The organism is Halanaerobium kushneri, from assembly GCF_900156285.1.
GTDB lineage: Bacteria > Bacillota > Halanaerobiia > Halanaerobiales > Halanaerobiaceae > Halanaerobium > Halanaerobium kushneri.
Genome location: NZ_FTNC01000036.1, coordinates 1 through 19337, shown reverse-complemented (window position 1 = coordinate 19337; position 19337 = coordinate 1). Strand labels below are relative to the sequence as shown.

Genomic DNA, 19337 nt, shown 5'->3' with positions numbered 1-19337 from the left:
GGCAGAGCACCTGACTTTTAATCAGGTTGTCGGAGGTTCGAATCCTCCATGGCTCACCATTGACGCGGGGTAGAGCAGTCTGGTAGCTCGTCAGGCTCATAACCTGGAGGTCATCGGTTCGAATCCGGTCCCCGCAACCAATTTAAAATATTATATTTTTTATATACATCAGGCAAAAATTACATGGTAATGATGCGGGAGTAGCTCAGTTGGCTAGAGCATCAGCCTTCCAAGCTGAGGGTCGCGAGTTCGAGTCTCGTTTCCCGCTCCATATAACATGGGTCTATAGCTCAGTTGGCTAGAGCATGTGGTTCATACCCACAGTGTCAGAGGTTCAAGTCCTCTTAGACCCACCATTTGTATTCATGGAGAGGTACCCAAGTGGCTGAAGGGGCGGGTTTGCTAAACCTGTAGCAGGGTATTTACCCTGGCGAGGGTTCGAATCCCTCTCTCTCCGCCATTTAATTTATGCCCTCATCGTCTAGGGGTCTAGGACACCAGGTTTTCATCCTGGCGGCAGGGGTTCGAATCCCCTTGAGGGTACCATTTTTGCGGGCGAATAGCTCAGTTGGGAGAGCACCTGCCTTACAAGCAGGGGGTCACAGGTTCGAGCCCTGTTTCGCCCACCATTTAAATAATGAAGTATATTGTTAGATTGGAAGAGATTCCTTTCTCGACATCTTACTTCCTACATCCAAATACGGAGGTGTAGCGTAGCGGTTTAACGCGCCGGCCTGTCAAGCCGGAGATCGCGGGTTCAAATCCCGTCTCCTCCGCCATTTTTTTGCCGATGTAGCTCAGTTGGTAGCAGCGCTTCCATGGTAAGGAAGAGGTCACCGGTTCAAATCCGGTCATCGGCTCCATTGACTTTTTTAAAGCCATGGGGATATAGCTCAGCTGGGAGAGCGCTACACTGGCAGTGTAGAGGCCAGGGGTTCGAATCCCCTTATCTCCACCAAATGAATTGTTATTCTGAGGTTGGAGGCTAAAAATTTTATAATTAATATTTGAATTAGGGATAGAATAGGATTTTATTAATATTAGCTTATTCCTACTTCTTATTTCCTACATCTAATCTGGAGGGGTGCCCGAGTGGTTAAAGGGAGCAGACTGTAAATCTGCCGGCGATGCCTACAAAGGTTCAAATCCTTTCCCCTCCACCATTAAATATGCGGGAATAGCTCAGTGGTAGAGCATCACGTTGCCAACGTGAGGGTCGCGAGTTCAAATCTCGTTTCCCGCTCCATTTGTTATTTTGCACCTAATAGGTGCTTTTTTTATTTAATACTAATTTTTAATATTCTGATAATTATTATTTGCTTTATTATTTTATCTTCAACTGCTATAATAATAGATAATTATATATAAGAATTGAGAATTGAGCATTTCAGCTAAAGCTGAAAAATATAATTTATGAGGTGTTAAAAATGCATGAAAAATTATTTACTCCAGGACCAACAGAAGTAAGAGCTGAGTTATTAAAAGAATTATCGACAGCACAGATTCATCATCGAACTGAAGAGTTTTCTAGTATTTACGATGATATCCAATTAAACTTAAAGAAACTTCTTTATACAAATAATCCCGTGTTTTTATTTTCGTCTTCTTCGACAGGTGCAATGGAAGCTGCAGTTACAAATGGGGTTAAAAACCGCTGTTTGAATTTTGTTAATGGTGCTTTTTCAAATCGCTGGCATCAAATCACTAAAAAAAATGGTGTTTCCTGTGATAAGGTCGAAATTCCCTGGGATCAGGCTGTAAAACCAGAATTGGTGGAAGAAAAACTTAATACCGGTAAATATGATGCGATTACTGTTGTTTTAAATGAAACTTCTACTGGTTTAATGAATCCAATTAAGGAAATAGGTGAGGTAGTAAAGAAATTTGATGATGTTTTATTTTTAGTAGATGCTGTTTCTGGAATGGCGGGGACGGAAATTAGAGTTGATGATTGGGGGATAGATATGTGTCTGGCTGGTGTACAGAAAGCCTTTGCTTTGCCTGCGGGTTTAACTGTAGCTTCAGTTAGTGATGATTTATTAAAAAGGGCCGAAGAGGTAGAAAGTAATAGTTATTATTTTAATTTACCTTTATTACATAAATATCATCTTCGTTCACAGACCAGAACTACCCCGGCAATTCCACAAATCTTTGCTTTGCAAAAGCAGTTAGATGATATAGTTAATAAGGAAGGGATTGAAAATCGTTTTGCCAGACATCGAGAAATGGCTGAGTTTGTTCAGAATTGGGCTCTAGAGTACTTTGATATCTATGCCGAAGAGGGATATTGGTCAAATACTGTTACCTGTATTGAGAATAATCGAGGAATTGATGTCAATGGTTTAATTAATACTCTTGTAGAAAAATATAATATTCGTATTGCTAATGGTTATGGTGATTTAAAAAATAAAGCCTTTAGAATTGGTCACATGGGTGATTTAAGTTTAGCTGATATTAAGGGGTTATTGGCTACTATTGAGAGTATTTTGGATTTATAGAGTTCCGATATTATATCGGCCCTGGCAGGAAGGTTTGATAGTTAATGAGAAGACACAAAAAATTAGTTTTTTTAGCGTTTTTGATGATGATAATGCTGGGATTTATAAATAATATGAGAGGAACATTGATTCCTCCAATTAAAGATTTTTTTGCAGTAAGCTATTCTCAAATTGGAATTATGCTGATGGCTTCTACTTTTGGGTTTATGTCAGCCACTTTTTTTGGTGGTCTGGCAGCAAGTCATTTTGGGTTAAAAAAGGTAATTGCTTTTGGCTTTATAGCTGCTGCTCTCAGTATTTTTACCATGGGACATATAGACTCTTTTTTTTATTTAGTTATTTTAATGATTCTGTTAGGAATTGGCCTGGGTTCAGTAGAGATTGGAGCTAATTCTCTGGGGGCAAAGATATTTGTAGAGAAATCAGGTATGATGATGAATATGCTGCACTTGTTTTTTGGAGTTGGGGCTTCAATTGGTCCGCGGTATGCGGGCTGGCTTTTATCTCTAAATTTAAAATGGCATCAAATTTATTTGACTGCACTGGTTTTAATTATATTTTTACTTGTATATTTGTTTTTTACAGATTTTCCAGTGGAAGTTGAGAATGATAAAAAGGATAATATTGCAGTTAAAGAGATAGCAAAACAGAAAAAAGTTTGGCTTTTTTCTGCAGTTTTAGGCTCTGCTGTGGTAGCTGAAATTGCAATTGGAAGCTGGCTTGTAAATTTTTTGCATGTAGAAAGAGCATTTAGTACAGCATCTGCATCTACTTATCTATCTTTATTTTTTGTGATTTTTACAGTTGGAAGACTTGTAGGGGGTTACTTTACCGAGCATTTAGGGTATATAAAAATATTATTTCTTTTTGCTTCGGCAACGCAAATTTTATTTATTTGTGGACTTTTGATAGATGGTAATCTGGGAGCAATTTTCTTTTCGGCAGCAGGTTTTTTTATTTCTATTATGTTTCCAACTATTATGGCAGTAATAATGAGAGAATTTGATAAAGGTGTAAGTTCTTATATGGGCTTTATTATTACATCTGCTTCTGCAATAAATATGATTTCTAACTGGTTGATTGGAAAAATAAATGATCTGTTTAATGTATTTACTGGTTTTGCCAGTATAAGTGTTTTTATATTTCTAATCATTGGTTTTCTTTATTTATTAAGCAAGGAATTAAATTATAATTTTGCTAAATAAGAATTCATTTAAATTATTTTTATAAAATATAACAAAATGTTTTTGGGAGATTATTAATCATAAAATTTTTAGCTAAAAAAAGAGCAGCCAAAATTTGGCTGCTCTGATTATTATGCAGTTTTATTTATATTTCAAGATAACTTAGATCTTTTACTTGAGTATTTAGCTCATCAAGATGATTTTTAATTCTCTCCATGATTTCTTTAGAAGGTTTAGAATCAATTTGCATCATCATTATTGCATCTCCGCCAATTTCCTGACGACCAACCTGCATATTAGCAATATTGATATTTTCTTCTCCTAAAGTTGAACCTATTTTACCGATAACTCCAGGTTTATCCTGATAGCTGACGATAATGAATTCCCCCGAAAGATCAAGGTCAATTCGCAATCCATTAATTTCGATTAATCTAAAACCAATAGGTAAATGGGTTCCTGCCAGACAGTATTGTCCTACTTCAGTTTTAAGATTAATTTTAATTATATTTTTCAACTCACCTTTATTTTGGATCTGACTTTCTTTTAAAGAAATACCTCTTTCTTGAGCAATATGCATTGCATTTACGAGATTAATTCGGTCATCTAAAATTGGCTCTAATATTGATTTAACCAAACTTAAAGTCATTGGTTTGTGGTTATATTGATTAACCTCTCCACCGTATTCTACCTCGACTGCTTCAATTCTTTCGTGTCCCTTCCATTTTGCCATAAAATTGCCCAGTTTTGTTACCAAATTGATATAGGGTTTTGCCTGGTTAAATTCCTGAGGATCCATAGCCGGAATATTAAGTGGAGACTCGGGTAAATTACTCTGTAATACCGAAACAACTTCTTCTGCTGCTGTAATAGATACATTATCCATAGCTTCAGTAGTTGTCCCCCCCAAATGGCAGGTCATAATGACTCTATCCTGGAATTTAAGTAACGGATTATTACTTGCTTTTACCGGTTCTTCTTCATGTACATCAATTGCCGCTCCAGTAATTTTATCATTTTCTAGAGCTTCAGCCAGTGCTTTAGTATCTATATTTTGTCCCCTAGCACAGTTAATTACCCTGGCGCTTTTTTTCATAATTGCGAACTCTTTGTGACTTAAAATATGATAGGTTTCATCAGTTAGCGGTGTATGTAGAGTTACATAGTCTGCTTTTTCTAAAACCTCTTTAAATGGAAGTAAAGGCACATTAAGTTTTTCAGCCTTCTGTGGGGCTAGATAAGGATCATTTGCTATAACTTTCATTCCAAAACTCTGAGCTCTTTTGGCAACTCGACTTCCGATTCTACCGAGCCCAATAATTCCTAAAGTTTTTCCTTTGACTTCAACTCCCATATATTTTTTGCGATCCCAAATATCATTGTGTAATGCCTGGTTTGCCTGGGGAATATTTCGAGAAAGTGAGAGCATCATTCCCATTGTATGTTCAACTGCAGAAATTGTGTTTCCGGTTGGGGTGTTAAAAACAAAAATACCATGTTTAGTAGCCTCATCTAAATCAATATTATCATAACCTGTTCCTGCTCTACCTATTACTTTTAGTTTTTTTGCTTTGTTTAAAGCTTCAGCATCTAAAAGAGTCATACTTCTAACAATTATTCCATCATATTCAGCAATAGTTTCTAAAAATTCCTCTCGGCTCTGTCCTGGTTTGAAATCAACTTCCATTCCTGCTTCTTTTAAAATATCAATTCCTTTTTGAGCAATATTGTCACTGACTAAAACCTTATACACTTATTACCACTCCTTCTCTCTTCTTGCTACTAATTTTTTTTAATTATATCTAATTGAAGTTGATAAAGCAAGCTTTTAATTACTGACACAAGTTAAAATATAATAAATTATATTTTTTCTATATTCAAAAAATTATGATATCAGAATCAAGCTTGCTGTAAAGGTTATAAAAATATATAATGATTAAAAGGAGTGATAGTATGGCGAAGGTATTTCCATTTCATGGTTATAGGTATAACCAAAAACAGGTGGGAGAATTAGAGAAGGTAGTAACTCAACCATATGATAAGATTGATCAGCAGCTGCAGGAAGAATATTATGAGCAAAGTCCTTATAATATTGTACGTTTGATTTTGGGGAAAGAAGAAGATCGTTACTACAGTGCAGCAGAAAATCTAAATGATTGGATTAAAAATCAGATTTTAGTTCGTGATCAAAAAGCAGGATTTTATGTCTATACACAGGAGTACGAGGTTGATGGGAAGAAATTTGTTCGCAAAGGTTTTATTGGCCTGGGTAAACTGGAAGCAGGAGAAGGAGTTAAGGCACATGAGAGTACAATGGAGGGACCAAAAGCAGATCGTTTAAAGTTGATTAGAGCTACTGAGGCTAATTTTGGTCATATATTTATGCTTTATTCTGATCAAAAGAATGAAATCAATGATTTGTTTACAAAACTAATGCAGAAAAAAGCACTTTTTGAGGTTCGTGATGAGGATCAAAATTTACATAAAGTTTGGCAACTGACAGATTCGGAACTAATAGCCAGGATCAAAGAAAAAATGGAATCAAAAAATTTATATATTGCAGATGGACATCATCGTTATCAGACTGCATTAAATTATCAGCGAGAATGTAGAGAAAAGGGCTGGCAGGCAGATGGAGTTGAAAGTTTTAATCACCGCCTTATGACTTTTGTAAATATGGATGACCCGGGACTAAAGGTGCTGCCAACTCACAGATTGTTATATGGTATTGAAGATTTTAAGATTGATTCATTTTTAGAAAAAGCAGCCGAGGATTTTAGTATTAAAGAATTTGACAGTAAAGAGAAAATGTATAATTACCTTGATCAAAATACGAAAAAGAAGGTATTTGGTTTTAAAGCTGCAGCAGAAGCTGAATATTATGTTTTTGAATTTGAAAATGAAGCTGTCTTAGAACAAATAGAAGGCGGATTTTCCCAGGCTTATAAGGAACTTGATGTTAGTATTCTTCATAATATTATTCTGGATAAATATCTTGGAGTAGATAAAAAGGCACTGGCTGCTAAAACAAATCTTGATTATATTAGATATCGTGATAGGGCTTTAGAAGAGCTGGAAGCTGGAAAATATCAGGCAGCATTTATCTTAAACCCTACTTCTGTAAAAGAAGTGAAAAATATTGCAGATCAGGGAGAAAAAATGCCACAAAAATCTACAGACTTTTATCCTAAATTGTTGACTGGTCTGGTTATTAATAAGCTTTCAATAAAGAAATAGAATCTCAACAATTATTAGATGAGTCAGTACTGAGGATTGATAATAATGATTGAAAACAAAAAAAATATATTGATTTTTCTAACTGCAGTTTTATTTTCTGTTATTTTGATTTTTCTGGCTTTATTTATTGGCTCAACCCCGATTGAACCAGCTGATATTTTAGATTATATATTTAATAATTCTGAAAATATTTCAACTTCAACAGCTATAATTATTGGAGAAATAAGACTGCCGAGAATTATACTTGCCTTTATTGTTGGAGCAGGACTCGCTGTTGCCGGAGCGGTTTTTCAGGCAATAATTAGAAACCCTATGGTTGATCCCTACATTATCGGGATTTCTGCTGGAGCGGGTACAGGAGTAATGCTGGCTTTATTTTTGGGTATAGAAATAGTTGTTTTCAATTTGAATTCTTTACCTGTTTTTGCATTTCTGGGAGCAGTACTGACAGTTTTTATTGTCTATCAGCTGGCTAAAGTAGGGAATAAATTGCCAGTCTTAACTTTTTTACTGGCTGGGGTAGCTGTAAGTTTTATTTTAAATTCTATGATGTCTTTTTTAATGGTTTTAAGGACAGAGAATTTACAGCAACTTGTTTACTGGCTTATGGGGAGTCTTGCTGGTTCTGCCTGGAAAGATGTCCGGATGATATTACCCTACTTTTTAGCTGCTCTGGCTGTGATATTATTTTATTTAAAAGATCTGAATATTTTATTACTGGGAGAAGAAAGTGCGGTTCATCTTGGGTTAAATGTAGAAAAAACGAAAGTAATTTTACTTGGAGCGGCTTCGCTTCTGACTGCTTCTGTGGTTGCAGTTAGTGGTAGTATTGGTTTTATTGGACTGGTTGTGCCGCATATGGCAAGGATAATTATTGGACCTGATCACAGAAGATTGATTCCCCTGACAGCGCTGATTGGGGCATCTTTTTTGTTGTTGGCTGATACTGCAGCAAGAACTATTATGGCACCAATGGAGCTTCCAGTTGGAATAATTACAGCTTTTGCTGGAGGTCCCTACTTTATTTATCTCTTGCGTAATAAATCTAAAGATATTTGGTGAAAATTATGTTACAAACCGATAAAATTAAATTTAGTTATAATCAGGAAGAAATTTTGAAGGGGATAGACCTGCAGATTAAATCTGGGTCATTTATAGGAATTATTGGTCCCAATGCTTCGGGAAAATCAACTTTATTAAAAAACATGAGTAAAACTTTACAGGTGGATAGTGGCACAGTATATCTTAATCATAAGCTTTTAAATGATTATAGTTCCTTAGAACTGGCCAGGAAAATGGCAGTTGTTCCTCAAAATACAGAAGTTAGCTTTAATTTTAATGTTTATGATATTATAATGATGGGGAGGCATCCTTATCAAAAGCGGTGGTCTGGAATCAGTAAGAATGACAAAAAAATTGTAAATGAGGTAATGGAGGTTACTGATACTTTTAAATTAAGAAGTAAATTGATTAAAGAACTTTCTGGTGGAGAAAGACAGCGGGTTATAATCGCTAGGGCGCTGGCACAGAAGCCTAATGTTTTATTGCTGGATGAGCCAACTTCAAGTCTTGATATTAATTATCAAGCTGAAATTTATGATCTTTTGAATTATTTAAATCAAAAGTGGGACTTAACAATAATTACAGTATCTCATGATTTAAATTTGACCGCTCAGTATTGTGAGCAACTAATTTTGCTTAATGAAGGGGAAATTTTTGCTTCCGGATCTGCAGAAGAAGTTTTAACCGAGGAAAATATTAGAGAGGTCTATAAAGCAGAAGTTTTAATTAAATCTAATCCACTTTCTGATAAACCATTTATTACTCTGATTCCGGAAGTTAATAAATTCAAAAAAAAGAAAGAAAAAAAAGAATTTAAGATCCATATTATTGCAGGTGGTGGTACTGCTAAAAAATTTATTTATAAATTAGATAATCTTGGCTATCGGCTAAGTATAGGAGTTTTAAATATAGGGGATGCTGACTGGCAGGTGGCACGAGAACTGGGAGTTGAAATTGTCGAAGCACCTCCATTTATTGATATTTCTGATAATGAAATCAAAAGAAATAAAGAACTTATCGAGAAATCTGATTTAATAATTTTAAGTGATCTGCCTTTTGGTCATGGTAATATTGCCAATTTGGAAGTTTTGCTTGATTATGCTAATAAGCCTAAAATTTTATTTTCTAATTTGAATATAGAAAAAAGAGATTATATTAAAGGAAAAGCAGAAAAGATCTGGAATAAATTATTAGAGGAAGATGATAATATAGTTTTATTAAATGATAAAAGTCAATTGATTTCAGAAATAAAAAAATTAGAAAATTAGAGATGGGGATGTAATTATGATAAAAGCTGCAGATTTAGAAAATGAGTACTTTTTAGTTTTGATTCCAGGGAAAGAGCTTGTAGAAACAGCTTCTCAGGTGCAAAAAATAGTTTCCGAACACTACAACCTTTATCCCGATCAAATATATCCGCAGCTTCATATAACAATTGATAGAATAGTAAAAAACAAGGCAGAGAAAGCCGAAAAAATTCTTGCTGAGAGAGTAAAGGAATTTGATAAAATTGAGATTGAAGTAGACCGCTTTAGCTGTATTAAATTTTCTGATCAGCACCAGCTGGTACTGGAGGTTAATGAGACAGAATCCTTAACAAAATTTTCGGAGGCAGTTCACCAGAGTTTAATTGATGAGGGGATTTCGACAATTGAAAATTATGATGAGTGGATGTTTCATATTACAATAATAAGTAATATTTTTGCTGAGAATCCAATTCCAGTAGATGAGCTGACCGAAATTTGTTTGTTTATGGAAGGAATGTCACGTCCTCTTTCAGCAGCGGCTGAAAAATTGGAAATCTGGAGACCAACATTAGACCCAGTTGAAAAAGTTATAGCAAGTTTCAATTTAAATTAAAATTTATGGTTAACTTAGTGATAATTTCAATGTTACTAAGTATATTATATGAGGAGTGATAATTATGGCAGACGAAATTAAGGGATTTATTTTTGATCTTGATGGTGTAATTACGGACACTGCAGAATATCATTATAAAAGCTGGCAGAAGTTGGCTGATGAAGAGGATTTATTTTTTAATAGAGAAGTAAATGAGCAATTACGCGGTGTTTCCAGAATGGAATCACTGGAAATTATCCTGGATGGTAAAGAGGTTCCAGAAGAACAAAAAAAGGAATGGACAGATCGAAAAAATAGCTATTATCAAGATTATTTAGAAGAAATTACTAAAGATGATATATTAGATGATATGGAAGAAAAACTAATGAAGTTGAAAAAAGATGGTTATAAACTGGCAGTTGGTTCTTCCAGTAGAAATGCGAAAAAAGTTTTAAAACATTTGCAAATTACAGACATCTTTGATACAATTGCAGATGGACATAGTGTAGAAAACGCAAAGCCTGCTCCTGATTTATTTTTATATGCAGCAAACAATTTAGGTTTGAAACCTGAAGAATGTGTTGTTTTAGAAGATGCTGAGTCTGGTGTAGAAGCTGCTCTGGCTGCTAAGATGAAAGCTGTTGGAGTTGGCCCAGAATCAAGAGTTGGTAAGGCTCATCTGGTTTATGCCAATGTTGGCGATATTGATTTTGATGAGATTTTAAAAAAACTATAAAAAATTCAAATAAAAAGAAGGAATTTTAGAGTCTGTAGCGAATAGTAATAATAAGAGTTAATTATTATTACAGGCTCTTTTTTTCTTCAGCGTTTCGCAAGCGCTTGCGTAAATTGCGCAGGTTGCTAAAACTGGAGGCATAAAGATGCAGATTACTCTAAAAGATATTGCCCGAATGGCCGGTGTAGCAGAATCAACAGTTTCTAGAGCTTTAAATGATAAGCCAGGAGTAGGGAAAGAAACTAGGTTAAAAATTTTGAAAATTGCAAAGGAAAATAATTATCGTCCTAATCAACTTGCCAGAGGACTTGCAGCCAAGAAAACGAATATGATTGCAGTTATTCTAGCTGAAATGGATAGTCCTGGTAATATTGAGATTGTAAAAAGTATTGAAAAGGCTGCAGAAAAGCGTGGTTATCAGATAATACTTTGTAACACTAATAATCAGGAAGATAAAGAAGAATCTTATCTTTCGCTTTTAGAATCAAATCAGGTCGATGGGGCAATATTTATCGGCGGAAAACTGGTAGGTAGTCATCTTTTAAAAGCCAGTTTTAGTCAGGATAATAGAATTGTACTGGTAAATAGACTTGCCGAGGAGAATTTTTTCACTTCAGTTTTAACTGATTACAGTCAGGGATTATACAAAGCTGTAGAACATTTGTTAAAAGAAAATTTCAAAAAAATAGCCCTTGTCTGTGGTAACAGAGATAATTTAGTTGAAGAAGAAAAGATTAGTGGCTATAAAAATGCACTCAGAGATTCAGGTTTAGAGGTCAATGAGGAACTTATTTTTTCAACTGCTAATAACAGACAGGCTGGTTATAATGTTTTTCTAGAAATTATTGAAGGGGATGTAATTCCTGATTCATTTATTTCTACCAGAGAATTAACGACAATTGGTCTGGTAGAAGCAATTAAAATGGGAGGATATTTTATTCCTGATGATTTTGCGGTAGTTGGTTATGGTGATAATATTTTAACTTCAGTAATTGATCCTCCACTGACAGTTTTAGGTGAACCGGTGGAGAAGCTGGGTAAAAGTTCTCTAGAATTTTTACTGGAATTGATTAATGAAAAAATGGACAGTCAACAAATTAAGGTTTTAACTCCCGAATTAATTATTAGGGAGTCATCAATATCAAAATACAATTAATATTAAGAGGAGGATTTTTTAATGGCAAGTGTAACTTTAGAACATATTTATAAGCATTTTGGTGATTTTACAGCGGTTAAAGATCAGAACTTAGAGATTAGAGATAAGGAATTTGTTGTTTTAGTAGGACCTTCTGGTTGTGGTAAATCTACAACATTAAGAATGATTGCCGGTCTGGAAGAGATTAGTGAAGGTACTTTAAAAATTGGTGATCAGGTAGTTAATGATGTAGCACCTAAAGACAGAGACATCGCGATGGTTTTCCAGAACTATGCACTTTATCCACATATGAATGTATATGATAATATGGCTTTTGGACTTAAATTACGTAAATTCCCTAAAGATGAAATTGAAAGACGTGTCCAGGATGCTGCTGATATTTTAGGCATTGAACAGTTATTAGATAGAAAACCTAAACAGTTATCAGGTGGTCAGAGACAGCGTGTTGCTTTAGGCCGTGCAATTGTACGTGAACCTAAGGTGTTCTTAATGGATGAGCCACTATCCAACCTTGACGCTAAACTGAGAGTTCAGATGAGAACTGAGCTATCTAAACTTCATGATCGTCTAAAAACAACAATGATTTATGTAACCCATGACCAGACTGAAGCGATGACAATGGGAGATAGAATTGTTGTACTTAAAGATGGGGTTGTTCAGCAGGTAGCAGATCCATTAACACTTTATAATAAGCCAGTTAATATGTTTGTAGCCGGTTTTATTGGCTCACCAGCTATGAACTTTATGGATGCTAAGATTGAAAAAGAAGGAGATACTTATTATCTTGAAGGTGATGGTGCATTCAAGATTCGGATTCCTGACGATAAGGAAGATTATATTAAGGATTATGTAGATAAAGATGTAGTTTTTGGTGTTAGACCAGAAGATATTGTTGATACCCAAATTACTCATGATTTTGAAGTTGCAGAAGATAATACATTTAATGCTGATGTAGAAGTAGTAGAACCTATGGGTTCTGAAATTTATCTCTACCTGGCTGAAGAAGGTCATTCTTTAATCGCCCGTGTAGAAGCTGAAAGTACTGCAGAAGTTGGAGATACAATTGCTCTTGGAATTGATCTGAGAAAAATCCATGTATTTGATGCTGAAACAGAAGAATCAATTTTTTAAATAAAGAGAGAAAAATAGAATATTAGATTACTAAAGCAGTCGAATTATTAAATTCGACTGCTTTTTTTGATTAATTACCAATTTTAAAGTATAATTACAACTGTAATCATAATTAATCTATAGAGGGAGGAATTAAAAATGCCTCGCCAGAGAAAGGATTTTTTGTTAAATCCTGTTGTCATTACTCTTGTTGTAGTTATAGCAGTAATTGCTGCCTTTAATTTTTATCAGAATATGGCTAAAATAAACCACCTTGAAAATCAGATCCAAAAAATTGAAGCTGAGATTGCAGAAGCTGAAGCTAAAAATCAGAAGTTAAAAGAACAATTGGAAAATAGTGATAGTCATGAATATATAGAAGAAGTTGCTAGAGAAAAATTAGGTCTGGTAAAACCGGGTGAGAAAATGTTTATTCCGGTTGAAGAAAATGAAGATGAAGATGAAGATTCCAAACAAAAAAAATAAAATATTTGATATTTTAATCATTTTATAAATAAAAGAATTTTATATAAAGGAGTTTTTTGATGTCAGAGTATATTAAAATAGATTTATTTGAAGAGGCTGCTGAAGAATTAAATTTTAAAAAAGGAAATATTAAAGCGACAGTTGAACTTTTGGATTCAGGAAATACAGTTCCCTTTATTGCCCGCTATCGGAAAGAAATGACTGGTAGTCTAGATGAAGAAGAAATTAGAGAAGTTGCGGAAAAAATTGATTATCTGCGGCGCTTAAATGAACGAAAAAATGATGTTGCAGCAGCAGCAGATAAACAGGATAAATTAAATGAGGAAGTTTTGAATAAGCTTAAAAAAGCTGATACTTTGCAGGAAGTCGAAGATTTATATCGACCTTTTAAGGTTAAAAAACAGACAAAAGCCGCCAGGGCAATCGCCAGGGGGTTAAAGCCAGTTGCCGAGCTGATTTTTAGTCAGCAGAAATCTGAGTTAGAAATTAAAAAAGAAGCAGAAAATTATCTTGATCCAGAAAAAGAACTAACAGAAATAGAAGAAGTTCTCAGTGGAGCCGAAGATATTATTGCTGGTGACGTTTCTGATAATGCTGATCTGCGTAAAAAGTTAAGAAATTTTGTTTTTAAGACTGCTCTAATTGTTTCTGAACAAAAAAATGAGGATGAAGAGGGAAAATATCAGGATTATTATGAATTTAAGGAATCAATTAATAAAATTCCACCCCATAGAACTCTGGCATTGAATAGAGGCGAAAATGAAGAGGTTTTGAGGGTTAAAATAGAAGTTGATGATCAAAAAGCTATTGAGATGATTTATGATTTCTATGACTTTGATAATAGGAATAGTGATAGTTTTGATCATTTAATTAATGCGGTTGATTATGCTTATAAAAGGCTTGTTTTTCCTTCTCTGGAAAGGGAAGTTCGTAATCATTTAACTGAAAAAGCAGAAGTGAAGGCTATTAATAATTTTTCCACTAATTTAAGATCTTTATTAATGCAGCCTCCGCTGGAAGGAAAAAAAGTGCTTGCTATTGATCCGGCATTTAGAACTGGCTGTAAACTTGCAGCTTTAGCTGAAGATGGAAAGCTGCTGGAAACAGAAGCTATTTATCCTCATCCACCTGTTAATAAAGCTGGAGAAGCTGCTGCTGTGGTGGCAAATTTAGTAAAAAAATATTATATTGACTTAATTGTAATTGGTAATGGTACTGCCAGTCGAGAAACGGAAAGTTTTGTAGCAGAACTAATAAAAGGAGGCATGGATGTAGAATATACTATTGTCAGTGAGGCTGGAGCTTCAGTTTATTCTGCTTCTAAACTGGCAAGAAAGGAATTTCCAGATTTAGATGTTTCGATTAGGGGTGCTATTTCAATTGGACGTAGAATTCAGGATCCACTGGCTGAACTGGTTAAAATTGATCCCAAATCTCTGGGAGTAGGTATGTATCAACATGATATTTCTCAAAAGAATCTGGAAAAAGCTCTCAATGAGGTTGTTGTTGATGCAGTTAATCATGTTGGAGTTGAAATAAATACAGCTTCAGCAGCTCTTTTAACCTATGTTGCTGGAATCAGCTCCAATAATGCGGATAAAATTATTGAACATCGCAGTCAGGAAGGAAAATTTAAAAAGCGGAAGGAATTGCTTGATGTTTATGGTTTTGGCCCAAAAACATATGAGCAGGCAGCAGGATTTATACGTCTTGATTCAATAGAAGACCCATTTGCTTTAACTCCTATTCATCCAGAATCCTATCAGGCAGCAGAGAAGATATTAGCTAATATTAATTATAATGTAGGAGATATTAGAGACAGAGAAAAATTAAGTAAGATTAGAGAAAAATTGGTCGAAATCGATTTGGCTAAAACAGCTTCAGAGCTGGAAATTGGTCTGCCAACAGCTAAAGATATTGTAGCAGCTTTAAAACAGCCAGGGCGTGATCCTAGGGACTCAATGCCAGCTCCTATCTTCCGTAAAGATATCTTAAAAATAGAAGATATTGAACCGGGAATGATTTTTAAAGGTAAGGTGCGAAATATAGTCGATTTTGGTGCATTTGTCGATATTGGTTTAAAACAGGATGGTTTGCTTCATATTTCTGAGATGAGTCAGATGTATGTTAGTGATCCTTTTGAAATTGTTGAAATCGGACAGAATATAGAGGTTAAAGTACTTGATGTTGATCAAAAACGTGGTAGAATTTCTTTAACTTTAAAATTCTAGAAAATTTTAGCCTATATATTTGACAGTTCTAATGTAATTAAGTTATAATGGGTACAATATTAATATCTAGGGAGGAATTTTTTAAGCATGTCCATTGAAGTTGGAAGTATAGTTGTAGGAGAAGTTACTGGGATAACAAATTTTGGTGCTTTTGTTGAATTGGAAAGTGGAGAGACTGGTCTGGTTCATATTTCTGAGGTTGCCAATACTTATGTCAAAGATATTAGTAATTTCCTTAAAGAAGGGGATGAAGTTAAGGTTAAAGTTATTAATGTCGATGATGACGGGAAAATTGGCCTTTCCATTAAACAATTAGAGGATCCAGATGACCGCATTGATCATGCTCCAGAAATGTCATTTGAAGAAAAAATGGATCGTTTCTTAAAGCAGAGCAGTGAGCGTCAGCAAGATCTAAAAAGCAGAGAGGCAAAAAACGGCGGAAGCTCTAAATAAATATTTGCCAATTTTTATTAACTTTTTAAACATCCTTTAATTCGTTTAAGGGGTGTTTTCTCTTTTTTAATGCATAAATTTTGAACAATTTAAGGGGAGCAGTAATTATGGATGATCATAAAATAGTAGAAATTCAGTTAGATCGAGAAATTAATAATTTTATAAAAACTGCTCATTATTGTCCTTTTGGGTATCCGGCAGTGATTACTGTTGCACCATTTATTAATGAGATTGTGGCTCCAACTATTTACTGGCTTAGCTGTCCATATTTAAATTATGAGGTTGATAGACTGGAGGCAGAAACTGATTTGATTTCTGAACTGGGAAATAAATTAAAGTCTAATTCAGAATTTAAAATGTCAATGGAGGCAGCACACCGTAGATATGCTGAGAAAAGATTGCATTTATTATCTAAGGAAGAACTGGAAAAAGCCAGGATAGTTTCTGAGGATTTATATAAAATGCTAATTGAATCAGGAGTTGGTGGAATTAGAGAAAAAGAAGGAATTAAATGTTTACATACTCATCTTGCTGATTTTCTGGTAGCAAATTCTAATCCGGTCGGAAAAATTGTTTTTAGTAGGGTTGATTGGCCTAAAAACTGTAAGATTTGCACGGAAAGGATTGATGAATTTGAGAGCAGCAGCAATTGATATTGGTACAAATTCATGTCGGTTACTGATTGGGGAAAACAATGAAAAAAACTCTTTTAAAATTCTGATCAGGGAATTAGAAATAACTAGATTGGGTGAGGGAGTAGATCAAAATAGAAAATTAAAAACAAGTGCTGTTCAACGGGTGGTTAAGGCTCTAAAAAAGTTTAGACTTATTATAGATCAATTTCAGGTCGAAAAGGTTAGAGTTATTGGCACCAGCGCACTTAGAGATGTTGATAATGCTGACTTACTTAGTTCCAAACTACAGGAAATAAATTTTAAACTTGAGATAATAAGTGGTAAAAAGGAAGCTGAGCTGAATTATGTAGGTGCGGCAGCCAGTTTAGACACTGATTTTTTATTAATTGATATTGGTGGAGGAAGTACGGAATTTATCTGGCCTGAAGAATCAGATATAAATTTTAGGAGCCTTGATATTGGTTGTGTAAGAATGACTGAAAAATTTGTTTCTGATCCAGAAGCTGAGTTTGAAGAAGCTTCTTTCAATAAAATTTATAATTATGTGGATGAATTTTTAAGTTCTCATTTACAATTTGATAAAAATTTGAAGATTAGAGGAGTTGGCGGGACAATTACTACCCTGGCAGCAGTTAAACTGGGTCTTAAAGAATATGACAGTAGTAAAATTGAAGATTTAAAGATAAATATCAGTGAATTGGAAAAAATAATTAAAAAATTAAGTAGCCTGAAATTAAAAAAGCGGCAGAAAGTCAGGGGGTTACAACCTCAGAGAGCAGATATTATAATAGCTGGTCTTATTATTTTAAAAACTATTTTAGACTATGTTGATAGTAAAGAATTATCCGTTAGTGATCATGATTTGCTCTATGGTTTAGTAAAAGAAGAATTAACTACTTAAAATGCAGGTTTAGTTTTATCTATCTGGAAATATAAAACATAGCTATTTTTTGGAGGCTTGTTAATGGAGGCTAAATTTAGAAATTATATTATTAAAAACAATTTGCTTGATAATTGCAAAAAGCTACTGCTTGCAGTTTCTGGTGGACCCGATTCGTTAGTAATGCTGGAGCTTTTTTCTAAATTGAAAGAGGACTTTGATTTAGAAATAGCTGTAGCTCACCTTGATCATATGCTGAGAAAAGAGTCAGCAGCCGAGGCTAAGTTTGTTAAAAATTATACTGAAAAAAAGGGTTTTGATTTTTTTGCTAAGCAGGTCAACTTACCTGCTTTAATAAAGAAAAATAATTCTTCGATAGAGGCGATGGCCAGAGAAATAAGACTTAATTTTTTTAAAAAGATTATCAAAAACTATAATTATGATTTACTTGCTCTTGCTCATCATAGAGACGATCAGGCGGAGACAGTTCTTTTAAATTTATTTAGAGGAAGTGGTCTGCAGGGGTTAAGTGGGATTAAAGCTAAAACAGAGGTAAAAGGAATAAAGATTATTCATCCTCTGCTTGAATTTAGTAAAGCTGAAATACTTAGCTACTGTCGTAAAAATAATTTAAAGCCACGCTTTGATAGTAGTAATAATGAAGATGTTTACAGCAGAAATATTATTAGAAATAAAATTTTTCCTCTGGTAGAGAAAAAAATTAATAAAAATGCAAGAGAAGTCATTGCGCGTAATAGTAATTTAATTGCAGCTGAAAATAAATTCTTGCAAAAAATTGCTTTAAAAGAGTATAATAATATATTAAATAAGGAAGAAAAAAATACGATAAGTGTTGATTTCAATAAATTTATTAAGCTTGATCAGGTTTTACAGCGGAGGATTTATAGACATATTTATAAAAAATTAAATAATAATCTGGATGATTTCTATCTTGAACATATTCGTGAAATTGAAAAATTAATTCAGGATAAAAAAACTGGAAGAGGAATTGATATTGCTGCTGATATTAGAGTTGAGATAAGCTATTCCAATCTTATTTTTTTTAAAAAAGAAAATATGGAAAAAGAAAATATGGATAAAATAAAATATGAACCAGAAAAGAAACTGAAAATAGATCAAGAACGGATTTTAGAAAGTGAAATTTTAGATATCAATGATTTTTCTTTTACTAATGATTCTCTGGTTGCGGCATTTGATTATGAAAAATTAAATTTACCTTTATTTTTAAGGAATAGAAAGCCAGGCGATAGTTTTAAACCACTTGGAATGTCAGGACATAAAAAAGTTAAAGATATTCTAATTGATCAGAAAGTTCCCAAACCGAAAAGAGATGAGCTACTGCTGGTTGTGGATTCAAACGATAATATCCTCTGGCTGGTTCCCTATAAAATTTCTGATACATATAAAATTACTAAAGAAACAGATAAGGTTTTAATTTTGAAATTAAAATATTAGGTGTTTGCAAAATAGGCAAAGAAAATAGTGAAAAACTGTAAGTGATGGGTTTAGTTCAATTTTTAGATTTAAAAAAATTGAATAAGGAAATGTTCTAATAAAATTAGACATGACAAAATGAACCTATGAATACAGGTTTTAAAAAAGATATTAAAAGATTTAAATTCTAAGCAATTAGTGATCTTAAAGATTTAATATTTTCTGGTTTACCCATTTTATCAGCTAAGATCAATGTTAAAAGCTGAGTGATTCCAGCTAGAAAAACATCTGCTTTAATACTCTTTAGGTTCTGAGTTTTTAGATTGCCAGTAACCATGGCATCTTTAAAATAGTTAATTGTCTGTTCAACAACTCCCC

General features: G+C 33.9%; 16 protein-coding genes, 11 tRNA genes and 1 pseudogene. 26 read left to right on the top strand and 2 right to left on the bottom strand.

Annotation, left to right across the window (positions count from 1 at the left end; all coding sequences use genetic code 11):
- Positions 1-63 precede the first annotated feature (63 nt).
- The 13 genes from BW929_RS14290 to BW929_RS14230 all read left to right on the top strand — a co-directional run bounded on the left by BW929_RS14290 (position 64) and on the right by BW929_RS14230 (position 3703).
- Positions 64-140 (top strand) — tRNA-Met (locus tag BW929_RS14290).
- Between the two features lie 54 nt (positions 141-194).
- Positions 195-271, top strand: a tRNA-Gly gene (locus BW929_RS14285).
- Positions 272-279: 8 nt separating this feature from the next.
- Positions 280-356: transfer RNA gene (locus tag BW929_RS14280), tRNA-Met, on the top strand.
- An 11-nt stretch (positions 357-367) separates the two neighbouring features.
- Positions 368-460: transfer RNA gene (locus BW929_RS14275), tRNA-Ser, on the top strand.
- A gap of 10 nt (positions 461-470) precedes the next feature.
- A tRNA-Glu gene (locus tag BW929_RS14270) sits at positions 471-546 on the top strand.
- Between the two features lie 7 nt (positions 547-553).
- Positions 554-629, top strand: a tRNA-Val gene (locus tag BW929_RS14265).
- 73 nt (positions 630-702) lie between these two features.
- Positions 703-779, top strand: a tRNA-Asp gene (locus tag BW929_RS14260).
- A 7-nt stretch (positions 780-786) separates the two neighbouring features.
- A tRNA-Thr gene (locus BW929_RS14255) sits at positions 787-863 on the top strand.
- 19 nt (positions 864-882) lie between these two features.
- Positions 883-958: transfer RNA gene (locus BW929_RS14250), tRNA-Ala, on the top strand.
- A 120-nt stretch (positions 959-1078) separates the two neighbouring features.
- Positions 1079-1163 (top strand) — tRNA-Tyr (locus BW929_RS14245).
- Between the two features lie 8 nt (positions 1164-1171).
- Positions 1172-1246: transfer RNA gene (locus tag BW929_RS14240), tRNA-Gly, on the top strand.
- Positions 1247-1427: 181 nt separating this feature from the next.
- A complete protein-coding gene (locus BW929_RS14235) occupies positions 1428-2498 on the top strand; it encodes a pyridoxal-phosphate-dependent aminotransferase family protein (RefSeq protein ID WP_076546147.1) in 1071 nt (356 codons plus the stop codon).
- Positions 2499-2542: 44 nt separating this feature from the next.
- Positions 2543-3703 carry an MFS transporter gene (locus tag BW929_RS14230; protein ID WP_076546146.1) on the top strand — a complete coding sequence of 387 codons (1161 nt, stop codon included), beginning with the start codon at positions 2543-2545 and terminating at the stop codon, positions 3701-3703.
- 124 nt (positions 3704-3827) lie between these two features.
- On the opposite strand, the gene serA is transcribed toward BW929_RS14230, so the two are convergent.
- Positions 3828-5432, bottom strand: a complete 1605-nt coding sequence (gene serA / locus BW929_RS14225; RefSeq protein ID WP_076546145.1) for a phosphoglycerate dehydrogenase — start codon at positions 5430-5432, stop codon at positions 3828-3830.
- Positions 5433-5632: 200 nt separating this feature from the next.
- Here serA and BW929_RS14220 point away from each other — a divergent pair, with 200 nt between their 5' ends.
- From BW929_RS14220 to tilS, 13 genes are all read left to right on the top strand, one after another.
- The gene (locus BW929_RS14220; protein ID WP_076546144.1) at positions 5633-6916 is read left to right on the top strand and encodes a DUF1015 domain-containing protein; all 1284 of its coding nucleotides are present in this window, start codon (positions 5633-5635) and stop codon (positions 6914-6916) included.
- Positions 6917-6961: 45 nt separating this feature from the next.
- Positions 6962-7978, top strand: coding sequence for a FecCD family ABC transporter permease (locus BW929_RS14215; RefSeq protein WP_076546143.1), 1017 nt, complete (start codon positions 6962-6964; stop codon positions 7976-7978).
- Positions 7979-7983: 5 nt separating this feature from the next.
- Positions 7984-9246: a heme ABC transporter ATP-binding protein gene (locus tag BW929_RS14210; protein ID WP_076546142.1), complete on the top strand. Its 1263-nt coding sequence runs from the start codon at positions 7984-7986 to the stop codon at positions 9244-9246.
- Positions 9247-9262: 16 nt separating this feature from the next.
- Positions 9263-9838, top strand: a complete 576-nt coding sequence (locus BW929_RS14205; RefSeq protein ID WP_076546141.1) for a 2'-5' RNA ligase family protein — start codon at positions 9263-9265, stop codon at positions 9836-9838.
- A 64-nt stretch (positions 9839-9902) separates the two neighbouring features.
- Positions 9903-10553, top strand: a complete 651-nt coding sequence (pgmB, locus tag BW929_RS14200) for a beta-phosphoglucomutase (RefSeq protein ID WP_076546140.1) — start codon at positions 9903-9905, stop codon at positions 10551-10553.
- 145 nt (positions 10554-10698) lie between these two features.
- Positions 10699-11709 (top strand): LacI family DNA-binding transcriptional regulator, encoded by a 1011-nt coding sequence (locus tag BW929_RS14195; RefSeq protein ID WP_076546139.1) that lies wholly within the window; start codon positions 10699-10701, stop codon positions 11707-11709.
- Positions 11710-11730: 21 nt separating this feature from the next.
- Complete coding sequence (locus BW929_RS14190) at positions 11731-12840, top strand: ABC transporter ATP-binding protein (protein ID WP_076546138.1); 1110 nt, start codon at positions 11731-11733, stop codon at positions 12838-12840.
- Positions 12841-12978: 138 nt separating this feature from the next.
- Positions 12979-13305 carry an FtsB family cell division protein gene (locus BW929_RS14185; protein ID WP_076546137.1) on the top strand — a complete coding sequence of 109 codons (327 nt, stop codon included), beginning with the start codon at positions 12979-12981 and terminating at the stop codon, positions 13303-13305.
- A 59-nt stretch (positions 13306-13364) separates the two neighbouring features.
- Positions 13365-15536, top strand: coding sequence for a Tex family protein (locus BW929_RS14180; protein ID WP_084566233.1), 2172 nt, complete (start codon positions 13365-13367; stop codon positions 15534-15536).
- Positions 15537-15623: 87 nt separating this feature from the next.
- Positions 15624-15989 (top strand): S1 RNA-binding domain-containing protein, encoded by a 366-nt coding sequence (locus tag BW929_RS14175; RefSeq protein WP_076546136.1) that lies wholly within the window; start codon positions 15624-15626, stop codon positions 15987-15989.
- 107 nt (positions 15990-16096) lie between these two features.
- Entirely contained in the window at positions 16097-16642 is a 546-nt protein-coding gene (locus BW929_RS14170; RefSeq protein ID WP_076546135.1) for a DUF501 domain-containing protein, read from the top strand.
- The gene (locus BW929_RS14165) at positions 16617-17525 is read left to right on the top strand and encodes a Ppx/GppA phosphatase family protein (RefSeq protein WP_234978119.1); all 909 of its coding nucleotides are present in this window, start codon (positions 16617-16619) and stop codon (positions 17523-17525) included. Before BW929_RS14170 ends, BW929_RS14165 begins: the two co-directional genes overlap by 26 nt.
- A gap of 63 nt (positions 17526-17588) precedes the next feature.
- Positions 17589-18980 (top strand): tRNA lysidine(34) synthetase TilS, encoded by a 1392-nt coding sequence (tilS, locus tag BW929_RS14160; RefSeq protein ID WP_076546133.1) that lies wholly within the window; start codon positions 17589-17591, stop codon positions 18978-18980.
- A gap of 166 nt (positions 18981-19146) precedes the next feature.
- On the opposite strand, the pseudogene BW929_RS14155 reads toward tilS, so the two are convergent.
- Positions 19147-19337, bottom strand: a pseudogene (locus BW929_RS14155) (ISNCY family transposase); the annotation flags it as partial.